Origin of the sequence: Burkholderia sp. WSM2232, assembly GCF_000472545.1 — a bacterium.
Classification (GTDB): Bacteria; Pseudomonadota; Gammaproteobacteria; order Burkholderiales; family Burkholderiaceae; genus Paraburkholderia.
Genome location: NZ_AWZV01000004.1, coordinates 406,396 through 425,073 on the forward strand (window position 1 = coordinate 406,396; position 18,678 = coordinate 425,073).

Sequence of the window (18,678 nt, forward strand, 5' to 3'; positions counted from 1 at the left end):
GGCTTGATGTTGCGCGCGGCCGCCCGGTCCGATGGCGTCGCGCGAAAACACGATACAGCGAGAATGTAGCCGGTTTCGGGCGGCGGCGGTATTGACCGGTTTGCCACGGCGCGGCGTGGACGCGAAGCCTTGGGTCAACGTGTCCGGCGTATCAGGCCCGTCGCGCGTATCCGGCCCATGCGGCCCATCGCGCGTATCCGGCATGTGCTGCATACGCGGGCACGCGCCGCCTAACCGTTCGTGCTGGCGCTCGCGCTGTTTGCTTCCTGAATGGGGCGCCGGCCGTTCATGCCGCAGACGCCGAAGCGTTCCAGCAGCGCCGGGATCGCGTCCACGGGAACAGGGCGCGAAAACAGGAAACCCTGCGCCTCGATATGGCCGAGCGCGGCGAGCCACGCAATCTGCTCCTCGGTCTCCGTTCCTTCCACCACCACCGTGAGTCCGAGCGAGCGCGCCAGATTGACGATGGCGGTGACCATCACGCACACGCTGCGATCGCCCGGAATGGCCTGGACGAACGACCGGTCCACCTTCAGCGTGTCCACCGAGAACCGGTTGAGATACGACAGCGACGAATAGCCGGTGCCAAAGTCGTCCAGTGCGATTCGCACACCGAGGCGCTTGAGCGCAAAGATCTTTTCGGAGACGAGTTCGGGATACTCCATCATCGCCGTTTCGGTGATTTCGAGTTCCAGACGGCGCGCGGAAATGCCGCTTTCCTCGATCGCGTGCGAGACCGTTTCGTAGAGGTCGCCGCGCCAGAATTGCACCGCCGAAATATTCACTGCGAGCGAGAGCGTGTCGTAGCCTTGCTGCTGCCATATCGCCAACTGACGGCACGCGGTTTCGATCACGAAGTCGCCGATCGGCACGATCAACCCCGTGGACTCGGCAACCGGAATGAATTCGTTGGCCGGAATCAGGCCGTGCTGCGGATGATTCCAGCGCACCAGCGCCTCGAAACCGGTAATGCAGCGGCGCGTCAGATCGATCTTCGGCTGATAGGCGAGGAACAGTTGCCCTTCGGCGAGCGCGACGCGCAACTGCTGCTCCCACTTCATCAGATGATCCGCGCGATGCGACAGTTGCGGCGAATAGAACTGGTAGCAGTTCTTGCCCGCGTCTTTCGCGCTGTACATTGCCAGGTCGGCTTTTTTCAGCAGGTCGATCTCGCTTTCGTTGGCGACCGAGTAAAGCGCAATGCCGATGCTTGCGTGCAGCACGAACGAACTGCCGCGCACTTCGAACGGTTTGGAGAACGCTTCGGCCGCCGCTTCGGCAAGCGCCACCGCGCGCTTCTCCACGTCCTCGCCCTTGATCACGACGACAAACTCGTCGCCGCCGATGCGGCTCAATGTGCCGCCGTCCGCGACCGCGGTGGCGAGGCGCGAGGCCGTCATTTGCAGCACGATGTCGCCGGCGTTGTGACCCAGCGTGTCGTTGACCGTCTTGAAGTTGTCGAGGTCGATGAACAGGATCGCGAGGTGGCCGAGGTTGGCCGGCTGCGCCACTTCTTGCCGCAGCGTGCGCAACGTGGCATAGCGATTACGCAGGCCGGTGAGCAGATCGTATTCGACGAGATGCGTCATTTCGCGCTCGCGGCCGAGCAGCTTGCCAATCAGCCCCGTTGCCACGGCGAAGAAGCTCAGCATCGCGACCGAGATGAAACCCGCCATCAGCAGGTAGACGTTGCGCGTGTGGTTGTAGTCGGCGAATTCCTCGGCTTGAGACAGACCCACTAGCACGCCGAGCGGATAGCCGTCGATATGCCGGTAGGAGACGATGCGCGTGACGTTGTCGATCGAATCGACATAGGTGCCCGACACATGCTCCGAAGTCGGGTAGGAGCCGCTTGCCGAGAATGTGCCGGTCGCGTTCACGACGCTGCCTGTGCGCCGCGCGAGCACCGTGCCGTTGTCCGAAATCACCGCGATCACGCCTTCGCGGCCGATTGCCGCGTTGTTGTAGAAGTCGCTCGTGAAATAGCTCGGGTCTTCGGACACCACCACCACGCCCGCGAACGTGCCGTCCGGATGATTCAGACGGCGCGTCATCTGCAGGGTCCAGTGACCCGACACGCGGCCGAGCACTGGCTTGCTGATATACAACTGATCGTCGTTCTCGTGCTCGTGAACCTTGAAGTGCTCGCGGTCCGACAGGTCGATGCGCTTCGGATTCAGCTCGGCTGTGTTGGCGATCAGTTTGCCGTGCTCATCGATCAACGACACCTGCACGAGCGTCTCGCTTTGCACGACGCCTTTTTCGACAGTGGTGGTCAGATCGAAACGCCCCGGCGTTTTCTCGAACTCGTATTTGACGAAGCGCGTGATCTGGTCGACCTGGTGAATCGCCTTGATCGTATGCTGTTCGAGCGCCGCCGAGAGTATCGCGGCAGAGGCCATGGCTTCGCGATAGGTGGCTTCTTTTTCGACCGAAAGACGCGCGAAGATGACAGTCCAAAGCAGAATCAGCACGAGCACGCCGAGCGCGGGAATGGCGAGCAACGCGCGGCGCCGCGACGCGGCCGGATCGCGACGGCTTTGTGCTTCGCGCTGATCGGAAAAGCGGGTTTTGCTCATCAGACGGCCCGTACCCAGCTGCCGGCCGGTTGCGAACACGCGAGCGTCGACTGCGCTGTTTTCATGGGTGGCTGCATGGAATTGCCGGAACTGCCGCGCAAGAAGGTGCGTGGCCTGGCGCTGATCGTTCGCACTTTGTCGGGTACGTTTCGATATTACTTAATGCCACCAGATTAAGGAAGGGTCCGCGCTTCGGGTATACGCGGGCGCGGTCCGCGGCCGTCAGCAAGCTGTTTTGCGGCCTCTTTTCCGCGTTTGTCCGCGGTCTCTTTCCCACGCTTTTCCGCATTTCATCCGGGATTCTGCCTGGCCTCCGGTCAGGCGGCAGATCAGGGCATGCGCGGCTTCGTACGCTGGCGGTCATTATGTTCGGATAGTCCATCGTGATTCGGCGTTCCGGCATGGCGCGTTGCGCACATGGCCTTTTTCAGGCGTTTCGTTATGCAAACCGCATCGCGCAAGTGCGCCGAGCGGCTTTCTGTGGCTAAACGTGATCAAGCATGGTCAAGCGTCGCAAAAGAAGTATGCGTTGTCCGGGTTTTCCGCGCCGGCTTGCAACAGCTTTACTGTTGCCTGTTGCAAGCTAGCGGGATGTAAGCAAACGGCGGACCGTCATGGCATCCGGAACGTACCGTCGACGACCGTCACCGACGATCCGCCGATCCACGTCTTGCCGTGCGCGTCGTCATATCGCACCAGGACCTCGCCCGCGCGCCCCAGTACGGTGCCCTGGCGAGCGGTATAGCCGGCGCCGGGCCGCAGATTCTGCGCGCTCAGCAAGCCTGCGAGCGCGGCATTCGCGCTGCCCGTAACGGGATCTTCGCCGACGCCGAACGCGCCGCCCATCATCAGGCAGCGCACCTCGAAGGTAGCGGGGCCGCCCGCATCGTGCGGACCATACGCGGCGACGCCGTGCGTGCCGACCGACTGCACGATTGGCGCGAGCAACGCCGGGTCCGTATCGAGCGCCAGACAGTCGCGCGCCGAATTCATTCGCACCACGAGCCACGGCGCGCCATTGTCGACGGCACAGGGCGCCGCCCCGAAGTCTATCGCGTTACTACGCAAAGCCGTAGAAAGTGCAGGGTATTGTAGTTCTGGCAGCGGGGTGATCCGTGCTGGCGGCGCGGCGAAGGCCCACGCACCCCCGGCATTGCTTGCGTTTTCGGCGAGTGACTGCAATTCGACGAGCCCCACGCCGCATTGCTGCACTAGCCTGCCGGGCTGCTTCGGCTGATAGCCGCTTTCGAGGAGCGCATGGGCGGTGCCGAGCGTCGGATGTCCCGCGAACGGGAGTTCGCCCTGCGTGGTGAAGATGCGTACACGGTAGTCGGCGACAGGGTCGGTGGGCCGCAGCAGGAAAGTCGTTTCGGACAGATTGGTCCAGTGCGCGATGGCCTGCATCTGATCGGCGCTGAGTGCGTCGGCGTCGAACACGACGGCAAGCGGATTGCCTTTGAACGGCACTGACGTGAACACGTCGACCTGTTTGAAACGAACTGGGTTGGCGGGCATCGGGCGTGGTCCGGCGATCCTGCGGTTGGCTATGGTTCGCGGATTCTATCTGCTGCCGCGTGAACGATCCACCTCGCCACAAATGCAAAACGCGCCGCAGGTGCTTGCACCTTGCGACGCATTCTATCGAGCGCGGGCCGAGCCGCCCTGTCTGGTTCCGGCTATGCCAGAACCCGGCGGCGAGACCTGACGCTGCGTTACTCCACTTCCGCGATCATCTCGATTTCGACGCAGGCGCCGAGCGGAATCTGCGCGACGCCGAATGCCGAGCGCGCATGCTTGCCGCGCTCGCCGAATACGTCGGCGATCAGTTCGGACGCGCCGTTCGTGACCAGATGCTGCTCGGTGAACTCGAGCGTGGAGTTCACGAGGCTCATCAGCTTGACGATGCGCTTGACGCGGTTCAGGTCGCCCACATGCGCATGCAGCGTGGCGAGCAGGTCGACGGCGATGGAACGGGCCGCGGCCTTGCCTTCCTCGGTGCCGAGGCCCGCGCCGAGCTTGCCAGCCCACACCTTGCCGTCTTTCTTCGCGATGTGGCCGGACAGGTACACCGTGTTGCCGCTTTGCGCGCTCATTACATAAGCGGCGGCGGGCGCGCCGGCGCTCGGCAGTTCGATGCCCAGTTCCTTGAGCTTGTCGTAAATGTTCGTTTGAGCCATGTTGTCCTCGATCGGTAGTGAAAAACGCGGAAGCAGATTGGGGCGAGCAAGCCGCTCGGCTTACAGCTTCGCGCGGATCAGCGCAGCAAGACGTGCGACGCCTTCGTCGATCCTCGCGGGCGGCACCGTGACGAACGACAGCCGCAGCGTGTTGTGCCGCGCCTCGTTCGCGAAGAACGGCCCGCCCGGCACGAACGCGACATTCTGCGCGACGGCTTCAGGCAGCAGCTTCGCGCTGTCGATCTGCGCGGGCAGGTTCACCCAGATGAACATGCCGCCCTCGGGGCGATTCCATTTGACGCCTTCGGGCATGTAGCGCTCGAGCGCGGCCAGCATTGCCGCGCACTGGTTGCGGTAAAGCTCGCGGATGGTCGGCACGTGTGTGTCCAGAAAGCCGTCCTTCACCACTTCATGGACGATGCGCTGCGTGAAGCTCGGCGTGTGCAGGTCGGTGGCCTGCTTGGCCTGCACGAGTTTCAAGATCAGATTTTCGGGCGCGATGATGTAGCCGACCCGCAGGCCCGGCGCCAGCACCTTCGAGAACGAGCCCAGATGCACGATGTGATCGGGCGCCATGGAGAGCATGGTAGGCAGCGGTTCGCCCGCGTAATCCAGCGCGCCGTAAGGATCGTCTTCGATCACCGGGAAGGGCGCGGTTCTCGCAAACTCGGCGAGCGCGCGGCGGCGCTCGACCGGCAGGCGGCGCCCGGTCGGATTCTGGAAATTCGGTTGGGTGTACAACCCGCGTGCCCCAGCGGTGAGTTCCGGCGTGAGGCCAGCCGGGATCAGCCCGTTGTCGTCGGTCGGCACCTGGATGTAGTGCGGTTCGTACATCGAGAACGATTGCAGAGCGCCGAGGTAAGTCGGCATTTCGACGAGCACAGGGCTTTGCGGACACACCAGCACTTTGCCGAGCAGATCGAGCGCCTGTTGGGAGCCGGTGGTAATCAGCACCTGCTCCTTGCGGATTTGCGCGCCGTTGACCGAATAGCGCTGCGCGACCCACTCGCGCAGCGCCTCATAGCCTTCGGTCGGGCTGTACTGGAGCGCCGCGGTGGGTGTGTCGCGCAAGATCCGGTCGGACGCTTCGCGCATCCGCTCTGCCGGGAAGGTGGCCGGGGAGGGCAGGCCGCCCGCGAACGAAATGACTTCGGGCCGGTTCGTGATCTTCAGAATCTCGCGGATCGCCGAGCTGGTAAGCTTGCGTGCGCGTTCGGACAATTGCCACGTGGGGGCTTTCAAGTCGCTTCGGTACATGGTCTCCTCTGCTGGTGTCTCTGGAACTGTCAAAAGTGCGATTATCGCGCGAGTCGGCGACCCGCGCGCGCTGCTTATTTGAGGGTCCGCAGACCGCTCGGCGTTTCCAATTCGGCAACGAGCGCGGCTGCGCCGTCCGTCGTCTGCAATTCGATCAGATGCGCGGCGCCGAGCCACTGCAATTGCTCCGCCACGGTGCCGGCTTGCGGATGCAGCGCCTTCAACGCTTTCAGCGCGATGCCGCTGTCCGGCAATAGCGCCGACGGATGCCGCGCCGTGTCCCACTGAATCAGGGACGGCAGCACGCCGTCGCCGACGCCTTGCCAGCTCGGGAAGGCGCCGTCTTCCGGCACTGAGAGGCCCCACGCGAAGTCGCCCCGGGTGAGCGGCACGATAGGCGGGATGCGCTGCGGGTACTGGGCCTGCCACGTGGGCAAATGCTTGGGCCGGTCCACCCTCACGACCCAATGCGACAGATACGGGCCGGCTTCGAGTCGCGCGCGAGTGGCCGCGTCGTCGAGCGCAAAAAGACGCGGGCGCGGCGCGGCGCCTGGCGCGGCTTCGTAGGCGTTGTCGGCATGCGGATCGACCGCGATCACTTCCAGATAGGCGCCGCCCCACAGGTTCAGCAGCCGGTTGTGCGTGCGCATCAACGGATGCGTGCCGCCGCCGGCCGGCTGTACGCCGAGCACGTCGGCGACGTACTGGGTGCCCTCGTCGAGGGTGCGGGCGGAAACGACCAGATGATCGAGACGAAGCAGATGTGCGGTCATTACAAATCGGGAAAACAGGTTGCGACGGTGGCCGGACCCCGCGCCGCGTGCGACTTTTTGCGACGGGCGCCGGGGTCGTAAGCATAACCGTTCGCGCGCGAGCTGGAGTGCGGACAGTAACTGTGCTGGGTGAGCCGGAGGTTTTATGCTGCAGTCTGCTGCTTCACGCGGCGCGCTGCGCTGGTTGTCGGTCCAGAGCGGGCTGCGCCGCGGTTCTGCGGTAAGCACATCCCGTCGGACAGATAGCCCCTTTGTCCGACGCCATGACCTGTGTCAAATGTAGCGGCGGCGACCGGCACAGTAACGGTACAATCGACTCGATACCGTTCGGTACAGTTGGAGCCCTTCATGTCTGTCCCGCTTACGCAGATTCCCGCCCCGCACGACACGGCCTCGCTGACGCTGGTCGAGCAGCTCGTGCAATGGGCGCGCCGCCGGATCGAAGAGCGCGTGTTCCGCCCCGGCATGCGCATGCCGTCCATTCGCAAGCTCGCGCTCGACAAAGGCGTGTCGCGCTTCACCGTGGTCGAGGCCTACGAGCGGCTCGTCGCCCAAGGTTACCTGGAGTCGCGGCGCGGCTCGGGTTTCTTCGTGCGCGAGCGGCTGGGGGGCACGGCAGGTGCCGCGGTCGCGGAGATCCGCCCCGCCGCGCAGGCGCCGGCTCCGGCGACCATCGACGTGGTCTGGCTGCTGCGCAATATGCTGCACACGGGCGCGCGGCCAGAGCGCAGTCCCGGGCTTGGCTACCTGCCGGCACGCTGGCTCGACGGCGAACTGATCACCAACGCGCTGCGCACCCTCGGCCGGCAAAGCGGCGCGCAGATGCTCGGCATCGGCACGCCGCTCGGTTTTCTTCCGTTGCGCCAGCAATTGCAGACGCGTCTGGAAGAACTGGAGATCGGCGCGTCGGCCGATCAGATCGTGATGGTCTCGGGCATCACGCAGGCCATCGACCTGATATCGCGCCTATACGTGAAGCCTGGCGATTCGGTGATCGTCGGCGATCCGGCCTGGTTCCAGATGTTCGGGCGCTTCGCGTCGCAGGGCGCGCGGCTTGTCGGTATGCCGTACACGCCGGAGGGCCCCGACCTCGACGCGCTGGAGTCGCTTCTGCAAACCTGGCGGCCGAAGATGCTGGTAATCAACTCCGTGCTGCAGAACCCGACCGGCACGTCGCTGACGGCGGCGCAGGCATTCCGGATTTTGCGGCTCGCGGAGGCGTACGACTTCATCGTGGTGGAAGATGACATTTACGGCGATCTGTGTCCGCCGGGCTATGCGGGCACGCGGCTCGCGAGCCTCGACCAGCTAAAGCGCGTGATCTACCTGGGCAGTTTCTCGAAGACGCTCGCGCCGAATCTGCGGGTCGGTTTCATCGCGTGCGCGCCTGAGGTGGCCAAGGCGGTGAGCGACCAGAAGATGCTGGTCGGCATGACCACGCCGGAACTGAACGAGCGCGTGCTCTACAAGATCCTCACTGAAGGCCACTACCGGCGCCACGTCGAGCGGCTGCGCGTGCGGCTCGATGGGGTGCGCGAAAAATCCGTGCGGATGCTGGAAAAGACCGGCCTCAAGCTCTTTCTGACGCCGACAGCGGGCATGTTCGTGTGGGCCGACACGGGAGTCGACGCAGACGGGCTCGCCGCGGCCGGTCACGAAGCGGGCTTTCTGCTCACGCCGGGCAGCCTTTTTTCGCCGCAGCAATCGTCCACCACGTGGATGCGCTTTAATGTGGCCAATTGCGGCGATCCGGAACTGGCGACGTTTTTGTGTCGTTACCTGGACGGGGTTGCGCGCCGCGCCTCTTGAAACTTTGCGGGCTCGCCCTTATTTAGGCGGACAATCCGCGGGTTGGGGCCGGCGCAGTGGGACCGGCGCGCGCGACGCCACGTGCGGTCGGCGGCGGCGCCTGATCCGGTGCCCGGCTGCCTTCGTGCAACCCGATTAGCGCGACCCGATTTCGCACAAACCGATTCGCAAAACCGATTCGCAAAACCGATTCGCAAAACCGATTCGCAAAACCGATTCGCAAAACCGATTCGCAACAGAGAGGAAGTCCGACCATGGCACAAGAAACCATGAGCTTTCAGGCGGAAGTCAAACAGCTTCTGCACCTGATGATCCATTCGCTGTACAGCAACAAGGAAATCTTTTTGCGCGAGCTGATTTCCAATGCGTCCGACGCAGCCGACAAGCTGCGCTTCGAAGCCATTGAAAACAGCGGGTTGTATGAGAACGACCCGAATCTGCGCATTCGCGTGTCGTACGACAAGGACGCGCGCACCGTGACGATCGACGACAACGGCATCGGCATGAGCCGCGAAGAGGCCATTGCGAACCTCGGCACGATCGCGCGCTCGGGCACGAAGGAATTCTTCGGCAAGCTGTCGGGCGATCAGCAGAAAGACGCCGCGCTCATCGGCCAGTTCGGCGTGGGCTTCTACTCGGGCTTTATCGTCGCGGACAAGATTACGGTCGAGACGCGCCGCGCCGGTTTGCCCGCCTCCGAAGGCGTGCGCTGGGTCAGCGCCGGCGAGGGCGACTTCGCGGTAGAGACGATCGAGCGCGCCGCGCGCGGCACGACCATCACGCTGCACTTGCGCGCGGACGAGGACGAACTGCTGTCGTCGCATCGGCTGAAGTCGATCATTCAGCGCTATTCGGACCACGTCGCGTTGCCCATCCTGATGAAAAAGGAAGAGTGGGACGCGGAAAAGAGCGCGATGGTCACGAAAGACGAGGACGAGACCGTCAACCAGGCGAGCGCGCTGTGGACCCGCGCGAAGAGCGACATTACCGAAGAGCAGTACAAGCAGTTCTATCAGCACCTGTCGCACGACCACCAGGACCCGCTCACGTGGACGCACAACCGCGTGGAAGGCCGCAGCGAGTACACGCAGTTGCTGTACGTGCCGAGCCACGCGCCATTCGACCTGTGGAACCGCGATCATCGCGGCGGACTGAAGCTGTACGTGAAGCGCGTGTTCATCATGGACGACGCCGAGCAACTGCTGCCGTCGTATCTGCGCTTCGTGAAGGGCGTGGTCGATTCGAGCGACCTGCCGCTTAACGTGTCGCGCGAAATCCTGCAGGAAAGCCGCGATGTCAAGGCGATCCGCGAAGGCGTGACCAAGCGCGCGCTATCCATGCTGGAAGAGTTGGCGAATTCCGAGAACGAAGCCGACCGCGAAAAGTACGCCGGCTTCTGGAAGGAGTTCGGCCAGGTGTTGAAGGAAGGCATTGGCGAAGACTTTGCGAACCGCGAGCGGATCGCCAAGCTCGTGCGCTTCGCGTCCACGCATACGGAAACGCCGGAGCAGACGGTGTCGCTCGCGGACTACGTCGCGCGCATGAAGCCCGAGCAGGCCAAGATCTACTACGTGACCGCCGACACCTGGCAGGCCGCCACGCATAGCCCGCATCTGGAAGTGTTCCGCAAGAAGGGCGTGGAAGTGCTGCTGCTGACCGATCGCGTGGACGAGTGGATGCTGTCGTTCCTGAACGAATTCGACGGCAAGCCGCTGCAAAGCGTAGCCCGCGGCGATCTGGATCTCGGCGCGCTGAACGACGAAGAGAAGCAGGCGCAGGAAAAGGTCAGCGAAGAACTGAAGCCGCTCGTCGAAAAGATGAAGGAAGCGTTGAAGGACAAGGCAAAGGACGTGCGCCTCACGTTCCGCCTGACCGATTCGCCTTCCTGCCTCGTTGCCGACGACGGCGAAATGAGCGGCTACCTGCAGCGCATGCTGAAGGCCGCGGGCCAGCAGGCGCCGTCGTTCCATCCGATTCTCGAGGTGAATCCGGAACACGCGCTGGTGAAGGGCTTGCAGGCCGACAGCGCGAACTTCGACGACTGGTGTCACCTGCTGTTCGATCAGGCGTTGCTGGCCGAAGGCGGCGCGCTGGAAGATCCGGCGAGCTTCGTGAAGCGCACCAACGCGTTGTTGCTCGCGCGCGCGAACTGAGCGTGATGGTGTAGCGCCGGCGGGCGCATCGGCGGCTGAGGTCGACCGATGCGGCCGACCGATGCGGCCGACTGACACGGCCGGCTGACACGCCGAAAGATGCAGCCCGCCAGCGTGCACCGTAGCAAATTGAAAATGCGTTGCTTAGGCAGCGCATTTTTTTTGCCTTGCGCTGGATATTCGCCCTACAGCACCACTCCGAAAGACCGGGGTTTTGAACGACGCGCGCTTCAACGCTCGAAGGTCAGCCCGTGCAAATGCCGCACCTGGGCGAGCACACTGCCGGCCAATTCTTTGGCCTCGAAACTGGAATGGTGATCGCCGAGCACTTTTGCGGCGAGGGCGCCGATTGCCGCGCTGGTTTGCTTCGAAGTGTGATGCTGCGCGAGCGCGGAGCCGGCTAGCTCTTTCTCGATATGCGTGGCGCCCTGACGATGCAATATGGCCGACGCAAGATGCGCGATGCGGTCGGACGTTTCCTTCACATTAGTAGTATTCAACCTGACTCCCTGCTGCTAGTTGTTGATTTGACGAACGCCGCGGGGCATTTCTGGCACCGGGTGTAAATCATTATGGTTAACTAACTAAAACTTATCAACGACCATAAATTGAGATTGGTTTATGAGATGCGGCGCGCGGCATTATCTCGGGTTATCACGTTTCGAGCCCGAGGCCTGGACAACGGCGCAGGTTGTTCAAGTCATTTTCTGTCAAGGCTGCGCGCGTCCAAGTGTGTTCTGCAATCCACGCTTGCAATCCACACAAACGCATGCGTGCAGCTCAATTTTCTGAATGTTTATGTCCGACTCCGCTCTGGCAGACCCGGCCGTTATGGTCAATGTGACAACCCGTCTGGAGACAGTCCATCTTTTGTGGTCGATCCTGCGCGAAGAGGGCTGGGAGGCTGCTGTTTCGCGCGCCGCCGAACTGGCCGCCGCGGGTGTGACGCCGCAATTGCACGCCGACTTGCACGCGAGTGCGGGGCGCTTCGAAGAGGCGTATCACAGCGCCTCGCAGGCGCAAGCGGAGCCCAATGGGGCGCGTCATGCACGCGTCGCACTATTTGCAGACGCGCTGGGCCGCGGCGAAGTCGCGCGGCATTACAGCGAAAAGACGGTCGCCGCACAGCCGCTTGCCGAGACGCTCCAGTGGGTCGTCTGGCTCATCAACGAGTGCGGTGCGCAGTCGGCGGCGGCGCACATGTTGCGCGCCTATCAGCAGCGTGAGCCGCGCGACGCGCGCGGGCCGTGGTGGCTCGCCATCGCGCTTGGTTCTCTGGCTGATCCTCGCGTGCGCGAAGAGCGGCGGTGGGCACTCGCACACGCTTATGCGCTCGATCACGCCGTCGATCCCGCATTGCCGCTGCAACTGGCGCTGGCGTTGCGCGAAGCCCGCGACTGGTCCGCCGTCGGGCAGGTGTGCCGCGAAGCGCTGCTGCGCAATCCTGCGGACGCGGAAATGGCCTGGCAGCTCAGTCACGCGCAATGGCAATGCAACGACGCGGCGGCGGCCGAGGCGACCATGCGTGTTGCCCACGCCGCGTCGCCAGGCAATGCTGAGGTGCTGGCCGCCATCGGCTTCTATCTGGGCGAGCAGGCGCGTTATGAGGAAAGCGAAACGGTGCTGCGCGAAGCACTCACGCTGAATTCGAACGCTGTGACGCCGGCAGTCGACCTGGCCGACCTGGAACTGCGGCGCGGCGCGTGGTCCAGTGGCTGGAAGCGTTTCGAGGCACGCCTTTCGCGCGACGACCGTCAGCCGAATAACATCGTTTCGGTCATGGCGCGCCTGTGCCCGCGCTGGCATGGCGAGACGCTCGCCGGCAAAACGCTTGTGGTGCACAGCGAACTAGGCAATGGCGACGACATCCACATGGTGCGCTATGTGCCGCAGCTCGCCGCACGCGTGCGGGAGCAGGGCGGCAGGCTGGTGCTCTGTGTGCGCAAGTCTTTGCAAGCGCTGCTCGCGCGTTTCTACGACGACTGTGTGTCGATCGAGGACGGCCCGCTCGGCGCCCCCGACTACAGCTTGCCGATGATGAGCTTGCCGCTGGTGCTGGATCTGCAGCCGCAGCAGGTGCGAGGCACTGCCTATCTTCGCGTTGATGAGCGCAAGGTGGCTGCCTGGCAGGAGCGGCTGCGCGCGCAGGCGCCGCAGGCGAGACTGCACGTGGGGCTCGTGTGGGCCGGTAGCCCCACGCATCGTCGCGACCATCGGCGTTCCATTGCTCCTGTCGCGCTTGAACCGCTGCTTTCGCTCGCCGGGGTCGCGTTCTATTCGCTCACGCCAGGGCGCACGGCGGACGTCGCGGTGATGACCGCGCAGGGTTACTCGGTGTGCGACATGACGGCGCACTACGCGTCAGGCTTCGACGATGTCGCCGCCCATATGTCCGCGCTCGATGCGTTGGTGACGGTCGACAGCGCGCCGCTGCATCTAGGCGGCGCGCTGGGGCGCCCGGTGTTCGCGATGCTGGATCACGTGTCGCATTGGGCGTGGGGCAACGAGGAGACGCAAGCCTGGTACGACTCCTTGGAACTGTTCCGGCAGCCGCAGCCCGGGCAGTGGGCTCCGGTTGTCGAGCGAGTCGCCGAGCGTCTGACAGCGCTCATGGCGAACGGCGCAAGCAGCGCCGATCCCGGTCGGGTTGCGCTCCCCACTGTGAACGGCTAGCTACCGCACGCCATGCCTCATCAAGTTTCATCGTGTTCATCCGGTTTGCCAGGTTCCGCAGCGAGCGAGGCGCTGTCCAACGATGCACATGCGCTGCATCAACTCGGTCTCGCCTATTTTCGTGAGGGAGCGCTCGATCACGCCTGTGAGCAACTCGATCGCGCATTGAATGCCGCGCCGGAGCGCCCGGACATCTGGGAGCACCGCGGGTTGCTCGCCGCGTTGCGCGGCGAGCGGATCGCGGCGGAGGCGTTCTACTATCGGGCGCTGAGCATCGGCGGTGGCAGCGCCAGCCTGCATCGCAATCTGGCGGATTGCCTGAAGCTGTCCGGCCGGCTTGACGAAGCGCGTCGGCACTATCTGAATGCACTCGGTTTTGAGCCCACGATGCATCACGCCGTTCGCGCGCTCGCGCAAATCTGCGCGGATCAGGCGCAGCATGCCGATGCGGCGGACTTCTGGCAGCGCGCATGGGCACTCGACTCGTCGAACATCGCCGATGGTTGCATGCTGATCGCGGCGTTATTCAAGGCGGGGCGCGGGGCCGAACTTGACGCCATCTGGCCGGCGGTGCGCGCACGCTGCGCCGCGAATGCCGGCGCGCTTCAGCAACTCGCCTTCGCATTGAACAGCGCACAGCGTTTCGTCGAGGCGCTCAGCGTCGCGCGGCAGGGAGTGGCAGCCGATCCGCACGACGCGTGGTTGCATCACAACGCGTCGTTCGCGCTGAACATGCTCGGCGACTTCGAACAGATGCACCTGCATGCCGCCGAGGCCGCGCGTTTGCTGCCAAGCAACGCGCTCATGCAGTTCAATCTGGCCGCGGCGCAGCTTCGCGCGGGCGATTTCCAACGTGGCTGGAAACAGTACCGGTGGCATGAGGCGCTGCCCGAGAACCATAACCTGGTTCGCCCGGCTTATCCCGAATGGCAGGGCGAGCGGGTGTTCGGCTGCCGGTTCCTGCTGGTGGGAGAACAGGGTCTTGGCGATCAGATCCAGTTTTTGCGCATGGCCGAGTGGCTGCACCAGCGTGGCGCGCAGGTGGACGTGTGGGTCGAGGAGCCGTTAGGCGATGTAGCGCGTGGGGCCGCGGGCGTCCGTGCGGCGTGGACCACGGTGCCGCCCGGTCCCTACGACTACTGGTGCCGCATGCTGCGGATGCCCGAGCATATGAAGCTCGAGCTATCCATGCTGCCGCTCGCCAGCGCGTATCTGCGGGCTGAGTCGTGCAAGCTGCAGCGCTGGCGCAACCGCCTCGAGGCGCTCAGTGTGCAGCAGGCGCTGCGCCCGTTCAGAAAGCGTGTCGGCATTGTGTGGGCTGGCAACCCGGCATACGGACTGGATCGCTACCGGTCTATTGCGCTTCTGCAATGGCGGCCGTTGCTCAAACAGCCTCACGTGCGCTGGTTTTCTCTACAGAAGGGCGATGCACAGCACGACGCGGCGGCTTCGTCCGCCTGTATGCAGATGCATTCGCTCGGCCCCGAAATTCATGACTTCGCGGATACGCTCGCGATCATTCAATCGCTAGACCTCGTGATTACAGTGGACACCGCGGTTGCGCATCTGGCAGGCGCGTGCGGCACGCCGGTCTGGGTGCTGGTGCCCACCTTCACGGATTGGCGGTGGATGGTCGCGCGCGACGATAGCCCGTGGTATCCGTCAATGCGTCTCTTCAGACAGCGCGAGTTGGGCGAGTGGAACGCAGTGCTCGCCGATGTCGCGCGAGCGCTCACGGAATTTGTAGAGAAATGAGCCGCACGCACACGGTGCGTCCGGCTTCAGGTGTTGGAGCGGGCGAAAGTCGGCCCGCCGTCCAGCAGGTTTTTACTTCTTACCCATCAGTGTTTCCATAGTCTCGCCGCGCACGACGATCTCGGTGCGACGATTGAGCGCGCGGCCTTCCGGCGTGTCGTTGCTTGCAACCGGATTGTTGTACGCATTGCCCTTGGTGCGAATACGGTCCACCGACACGCCGCGCGCCACGAGCGCATACCCCACCGCGACCGCGCGCGCTTCGGAGAGCTGCTGGTTGTATTCGAGCGTTCCGACGTTGTCCGTATAGCCTTCAACGATGATCGGCTTCTTGCTGCGCTTGAGCAACACAGCCGACCGGTCGATCACCCCGCTTGCATCGCTGCGCACTTCCGACTTGTTGAAATCGAACAGCGCCTTTTCCGGCAGCTTGACGGCGACGCCGTCCGCGACCGGCGCGACCTCGATACCCGCAGCCTTGTTCAACGACGTTTCGGTGTCGCGATTCAGCGGGGCCGCGCAGCCTGCCATCAACACGACAGACAGTGCGCAGGCGCTGGCACTCAGAAGTTTTTTCATGCTTATCCTCTCGTTCTTTTGCAGATCGGATGGCGAGCCCGCCGGCGGCGGGCCGATCGCCGGTTCGTAAAGCACGGAGGTTGTATCGTGCGTTGCGGTCGAGGGAGAATCGGAGCTTTCCGAAATCGACGCGCCGCTTGAGCGGTTCGATGCCGATGCGGCGCCTATTCCCATTTGGCGGAAAAGCCGCGCGTGCGCCTGGCAATGCTCCGACAGGCCGCCGCTATAATCCGATTCCATGCCTATCCGTTTCGATGCCGCTGACGCGCACTGGCGTGTCGCTCCCCTGCCTGGTTTCAGTGCCCCGCAAAAAGACTGGTTGACCCGCGGCGGTTCGTTGACCGCGCATCTGCGCGCGCTCGGCGCGGTCGCCGTGCGCGTCACCCGTGAAGGCGTGACGGTGCCCTGGGCCGACGAGCATGCCGCGCTGGGTCTTTGCATGCGTGCGCCAGTATGGGTGCGCGAGGTCGTGCTGTGCGTCGATGGCGTGCCGTTCGTCGCTGCGCATAGCGTTGCGCCTCTCGCCGCGAGCGTCGGCGTGTGGCAGGCCACGCGGCGTTTGCGCACCAGGCCGCTCGCCGAACTGCTGTATAGCGACAGCAGCGTCGCGCGCTCGGCGCTGGTCAGCCGCCGGGTGACCGCGCGGCATCCGCTGTACCGTCTTGCCGCGCGCGAAGTCGGCGCAATGGCGCCGCATGCGTTGGTGGCGCGCCGTTCGGTGTTCGAGCGGCATGGCGCGCCGCTTCTCGTCACCGAGTGTTTTTTGCCGGCACTGTGGGCGCACCTCGCGGCGTTGTCGACGCGGTCGCCGCAATTGCGGTCAGCTTCCTGTGCAGCGGGTGCCACCGCTGCAAGCCGGGCGGCGCACCAGCGCCTGCGCGAGCATGGCCGTTCGCTCGAGCACACGGCTTCACGGGCGCACGCCGCGGTGCAGACCACGGCAAACGCTCCGGCAAACCCCACGGCAAACCCCACGCGTAAAGGGAGCCACTAATGTTGCGCGGCTTTCCCCCCGTCGTCGCCGCTGACACGCATACGCTGATTCTCGGCAGCTTCCCCGGCGAGGCGTCGCTGGCCGCGACGCAGTACTACGCGCATCCGCGTAACCAGTTCTGGCGTCTGCTTGGCGCGGTGCTCGACGAGCCGCTCGCCGAGCTTGCCTACGAAGAACGCCTGCAACGGCTGCTGTCGCACGGCATAGGCGTGTGGGACGTGCTGGCCGCGTGCCATCGGGAAGGTAGTCTCGATGCGGCGATCCGCAATGCGCAGCCAAACGACTTTGCGTCGCTGCGCGAGCACTCGCCGAAGCTGCGCAAAGTCGCCTTCAACGGCAAGACCGCAGGCCGCTTTGCAGCGGTGATCGGCGCCGCGGGCTACACGACGCTCGTGTTGCCTTCGTCGAGTCCGGCCAATGCTATGCTCTCGTTCGATCAAAAATTGCGCCTGTGGCGCGACATCCTTACATGACGAAACTCATCAAGCGTGCTTCGGCCGAGGCGCGTGCATTCCGCAACCGCAACGACCACGACGCGAGCAAACGCGCTTCCGTGCGCAACAACAAACGCGCCTCGCACGAGGACGACCTGCACGACGCGCCGCAAATCGAAACGCCGCGCAAGCCGCGCTTTGCGCCCGTCACGTTCTCGGAAGAGGGCGGCGTGCGCTATCTGCATTTCGGCACGGAATGGGTACAAGGCGCGATGCGGTTGCGCAAGCCCGATTACATCGAACTCGAATACGCGCAGCAGATGATGGCGTGGCTGCTCTTTATCGAAACGCCCAAACGTGTCGTGCAGCTGGGTCTCGGCGCTGCCGCCCTGACCAAGTTCGCGCACCGCTTTCTGAAGCGCGCGAAGGTCGAGGCGGTCGAGGTGAACCCGGCGGTCGTAGTGGCCGCGCGCACGATGTTCGGGTTGCCGCCCGACGACGCGCGCCTGACCGTGCACGAGACCGACGCGTGGGACTTCGTCAACGACCGCGCGAATCACGGCACGATCGGCGCATTGCAGATCGACATCTACGATGCAACGGCGCGCGGCCCCGTGCTCGACAGCGTCGGCTTTTACCGTGCGGTGCGCGCGTGTCTGACCGGGGCGGGCGTGGTCACAGTGAACCTGTTCGGTGATCACCCGAGTTTCGTGCGCAACATGAAGCGGCTGAACGAAGCGTTCGACGGCCGCGTGGTCGCGTTGCCCGAAGTGCACGACGGCAACCGCATCGCCATCGCGTTCTCGGGGCCGGCGCTCGACGTGCCGTTCACGGCGCTGCAAGCGCGCGCGAGACTCATCGAGGCAGAACTCGGCTTGCCGGCGCGCAAGTGGATCAAGGGGCTGCAGGAATCGACAGGGCAGACGGGCGCGTCGTTCGTCATCTGAGCGGAGCATGAGCCGGGGCGGCCGGGCCCGGAGGAGGCTCCGGCTGCGTCAGCGGAAAATCGTCGTATCCGCGCGACGCCGGGGCCTGCGCCGCTATGTATTGAGCATCGGGGCAGTGGGGCGTTGGGGCATCGGCGCTGCGCTGCATCGCCGGGCTGTTTTCGCGGTTCGAGCGAGGACCGGCGAACCTCGTGAGGCCGCCGAGGCCTGGACCGGCGCGTGCGACGCGAACATCGGCCGCGCGCCTCTCGCGACGCGCGTCACTGGGAGGCTTAGCCAACGCGCGCAGACAGCCTCACCGTCGGACCAGCGCGTCGCAAGACAGCATCCGCCGCGCCATCTGTTCGCGCACCGCCGTGCGCGGCATCGTCGACGGAGCTGTTTCAACGGCCGCCTCGACAGCCGTCCACAGCTATCACCATCAACCCAACATCCGCCTCACACCCGCCCACATACGTCTCACCCCCGGCCTCACCCACCTCGCATCCACCTCACACCCACCTCACACCCACCTCACACCCACCTCACACCCACCTCACACCCACCTC

14 protein-coding genes are annotated in these 18,678 nt (G+C 64.3%); 7 read left to right on the plus strand and 7 right to left on the minus strand.

The features are described from left to right. Positions 1–230 precede the first annotated feature (230 nt). The 5 genes from F757_RS0104075 to F757_RS0104095 all read right to left on the minus strand — a co-directional run bounded on the left by F757_RS0104075 (position 231) and on the right by F757_RS0104095 (position 6,786). On the minus strand, positions 231–2,579 hold the full coding sequence (locus F757_RS0104075) for a bifunctional diguanylate cyclase/phosphodiesterase (protein WP_027210286.1): 2,349 nt from the start codon (positions 2,577–2,579) through the stop codon (positions 231–233). 612 nt (positions 2,580–3,191) lie between these two features. Next, positions 3,192–4,094 (minus strand): PhzF family phenazine biosynthesis protein, encoded by a 903-nt coding sequence (locus F757_RS0104080; protein WP_027210287.1) that lies wholly within the window; start codon positions 4,092–4,094, stop codon positions 3,192–3,194. Positions 4,095–4,291: 197 nt separating this feature from the next. After that, positions 4,292–4,756, minus strand: a complete 465-nt coding sequence (locus F757_RS0104085; RefSeq protein WP_027210288.1) for a RidA family protein — start codon at positions 4,754–4,756, stop codon at positions 4,292–4,294. 60 nt (positions 4,757–4,816) lie between these two features. Continuing rightward, on the minus strand, positions 4,817–6,013 hold the full coding sequence (locus F757_RS0104090; protein WP_027210289.1) for an aminotransferase-like domain-containing protein: 1,197 nt from the start codon (positions 6,011–6,013) through the stop codon (positions 4,817–4,819). Between the two features lie 74 nt (positions 6,014–6,087). Then, on the minus strand, positions 6,088–6,786 hold the full coding sequence (locus tag F757_RS0104095; RefSeq protein WP_027210290.1) for a VOC family protein: 699 nt from the start codon (positions 6,784–6,786) through the stop codon (positions 6,088–6,090). Positions 6,787–7,134: 348 nt separating this feature from the next. Here F757_RS0104095 and F757_RS0104100 point away from each other — a divergent pair, with 348 nt between their 5' ends. Together F757_RS0104100 and htpG are read left to right on the plus strand one after the other, a co-directional pair. Beyond that, entirely contained in the window at positions 7,135–8,595 is a 1,461-nt protein-coding gene (locus F757_RS0104100; protein ID WP_027210291.1) for an aminotransferase-like domain-containing protein, read from the plus strand. A gap of 254 nt (positions 8,596–8,849) precedes the next feature. Continuing rightward, positions 8,850–10,748: a molecular chaperone HtpG gene (gene htpG / locus F757_RS0104105; RefSeq protein ID WP_027210292.1), complete on the plus strand. Its 1,899-nt coding sequence runs from the start codon at positions 8,850–8,852 to the stop codon at positions 10,746–10,748. Positions 10,749–10,978: 230 nt separating this feature from the next. On the opposite strand, the gene F757_RS0104110 is transcribed toward htpG, so the two are convergent. Beyond that, on the minus strand, positions 10,979–11,248 hold the full coding sequence (locus F757_RS0104110) for a hypothetical protein (protein WP_027210293.1): 270 nt from the start codon (positions 11,246–11,248) through the stop codon (positions 10,979–10,981). Between the two features lie 298 nt (positions 11,249–11,546). Here F757_RS0104110 and F757_RS0104115 point away from each other — a divergent pair, with 298 nt between their 5' ends. Further along, complete coding sequence (locus F757_RS0104115) at positions 11,547–13,421, plus strand: hypothetical protein (RefSeq protein WP_035466240.1); 1,875 nt, start codon at positions 11,547–11,549, stop codon at positions 13,419–13,421. Positions 13,422–13,433: 12 nt separating this feature from the next. After that, positions 13,434–15,176 (plus strand): hypothetical protein, encoded by a 1,743-nt coding sequence (locus F757_RS0104120; RefSeq protein WP_027210295.1) that lies wholly within the window; start codon positions 13,434–13,436, stop codon positions 15,174–15,176. Positions 15,177–15,248: 72 nt separating this feature from the next. Here F757_RS0104120 and F757_RS0104125 read toward each other — a convergent pair whose 3' ends face one another. Further along, positions 15,249–15,755, minus strand: a complete 507-nt coding sequence (locus tag F757_RS0104125; RefSeq protein ID WP_027210296.1) for an OmpA family protein — start codon at positions 15,753–15,755, stop codon at positions 15,249–15,251. Between the two features lie 238 nt (positions 15,756–15,993). On the opposite strand from F757_RS0104125, the gene F757_RS0104130 reads away from it, so the two are divergent. The 3 genes from F757_RS0104130 to F757_RS0104140 are packed head-to-tail and all read left to right on the plus strand — an operon-like array spanning position 15,994 to position 18,130. Beyond that, the gene (locus F757_RS0104130) at positions 15,994–16,749 is read left to right on the plus strand and encodes a chorismate--pyruvate lyase family protein (protein ID WP_027210297.1); all 756 of its coding nucleotides are present in this window, start codon (positions 15,994–15,996) and stop codon (positions 16,747–16,749) included. Then, entirely contained in the window at positions 16,749–17,222 is a 474-nt protein-coding gene (locus F757_RS0104135) for a DNA-deoxyinosine glycosylase (RefSeq protein WP_027210298.1), read from the plus strand. Before F757_RS0104130 ends, F757_RS0104135 begins: the two co-directional genes overlap by 1 nt. Next, entirely contained in the window at positions 17,219–18,130 is a 912-nt protein-coding gene (locus F757_RS0104140; protein WP_027210299.1) for a spermidine synthase, read from the plus strand. The genes F757_RS0104135 and F757_RS0104140 overlap by 4 nt, the downstream gene beginning before the upstream one ends. Positions 18,131–18,678: the final 548 nt, after the last annotated feature.

Bases quoted from the DNA above. Each gene is read 5' to 3' on its own strand.
- F757_RS0104135 (WP_027210298.1), top strand. From the start codon at position 16,749: ATGTTGCGCGGCTTTCCCCCCGTCGTCGCCGCTGACACGCATACGCTG.
- F757_RS0104120 (WP_027210295.1), top strand. From the start codon at position 13,434: ATGCCTCATCAAGTTTCATCGTGTTCATCCGGTTTGCCAGGTTCCGCA.
- F757_RS0104080 (WP_027210287.1), bottom strand. From the start codon at position 4,094: ATGCCCGCCAACCCAGTTCGTTTCAAACAGGTCGACGTGTTCACGTCA.
- F757_RS0104090 (WP_027210289.1), bottom strand. From the start codon at position 6,013: ATGTACCGAAGCGACTTGAAAGCCCCCACGTGGCAATTGTCCGAACGC.
- F757_RS0104100 (WP_027210291.1), top strand. From the start codon at position 7,135: ATGTCTGTCCCGCTTACGCAGATTCCCGCCCCGCACGACACGGCCTCG.
- htpG (WP_027210292.1), top strand. From the start codon at position 8,850: ATGGCACAAGAAACCATGAGCTTTCAGGCGGAAGTCAAACAGCTTCTG.
- F757_RS0104125 (WP_027210296.1), bottom strand. From the start codon at position 15,755: ATGAAAAAACTTCTGAGTGCCAGCGCCTGCGCACTGTCTGTCGTGTTG.
- F757_RS0104130 (WP_027210297.1), top strand. From the start codon at position 15,994: ATGCCTATCCGTTTCGATGCCGCTGACGCGCACTGGCGTGTCGCTCCC.
- F757_RS0104115 (WP_035466240.1), top strand. From the start codon at position 11,547: ATGTCCGACTCCGCTCTGGCAGACCCGGCCGTTATGGTCAATGTGACA.
- F757_RS0104140 (WP_027210299.1), top strand. From the start codon at position 17,219: ATGACGAAACTCATCAAGCGTGCTTCGGCCGAGGCGCGTGCATTCCGC.
- F757_RS0104075 (WP_027210286.1), bottom strand. From the start codon at position 2,579: ATGAGCAAAACCCGCTTTTCCGATCAGCGCGAAGCACAAAGCCGTCGC.
- F757_RS0104095 (WP_027210290.1), bottom strand. From the start codon at position 6,786: ATGACCGCACATCTGCTTCGTCTCGATCATCTGGTCGTTTCCGCCCGC.
- F757_RS0104085 (WP_027210288.1), bottom strand. From the start codon at position 4,756: ATGGCTCAAACGAACATTTACGACAAGCTCAAGGAACTGGGCATCGAA.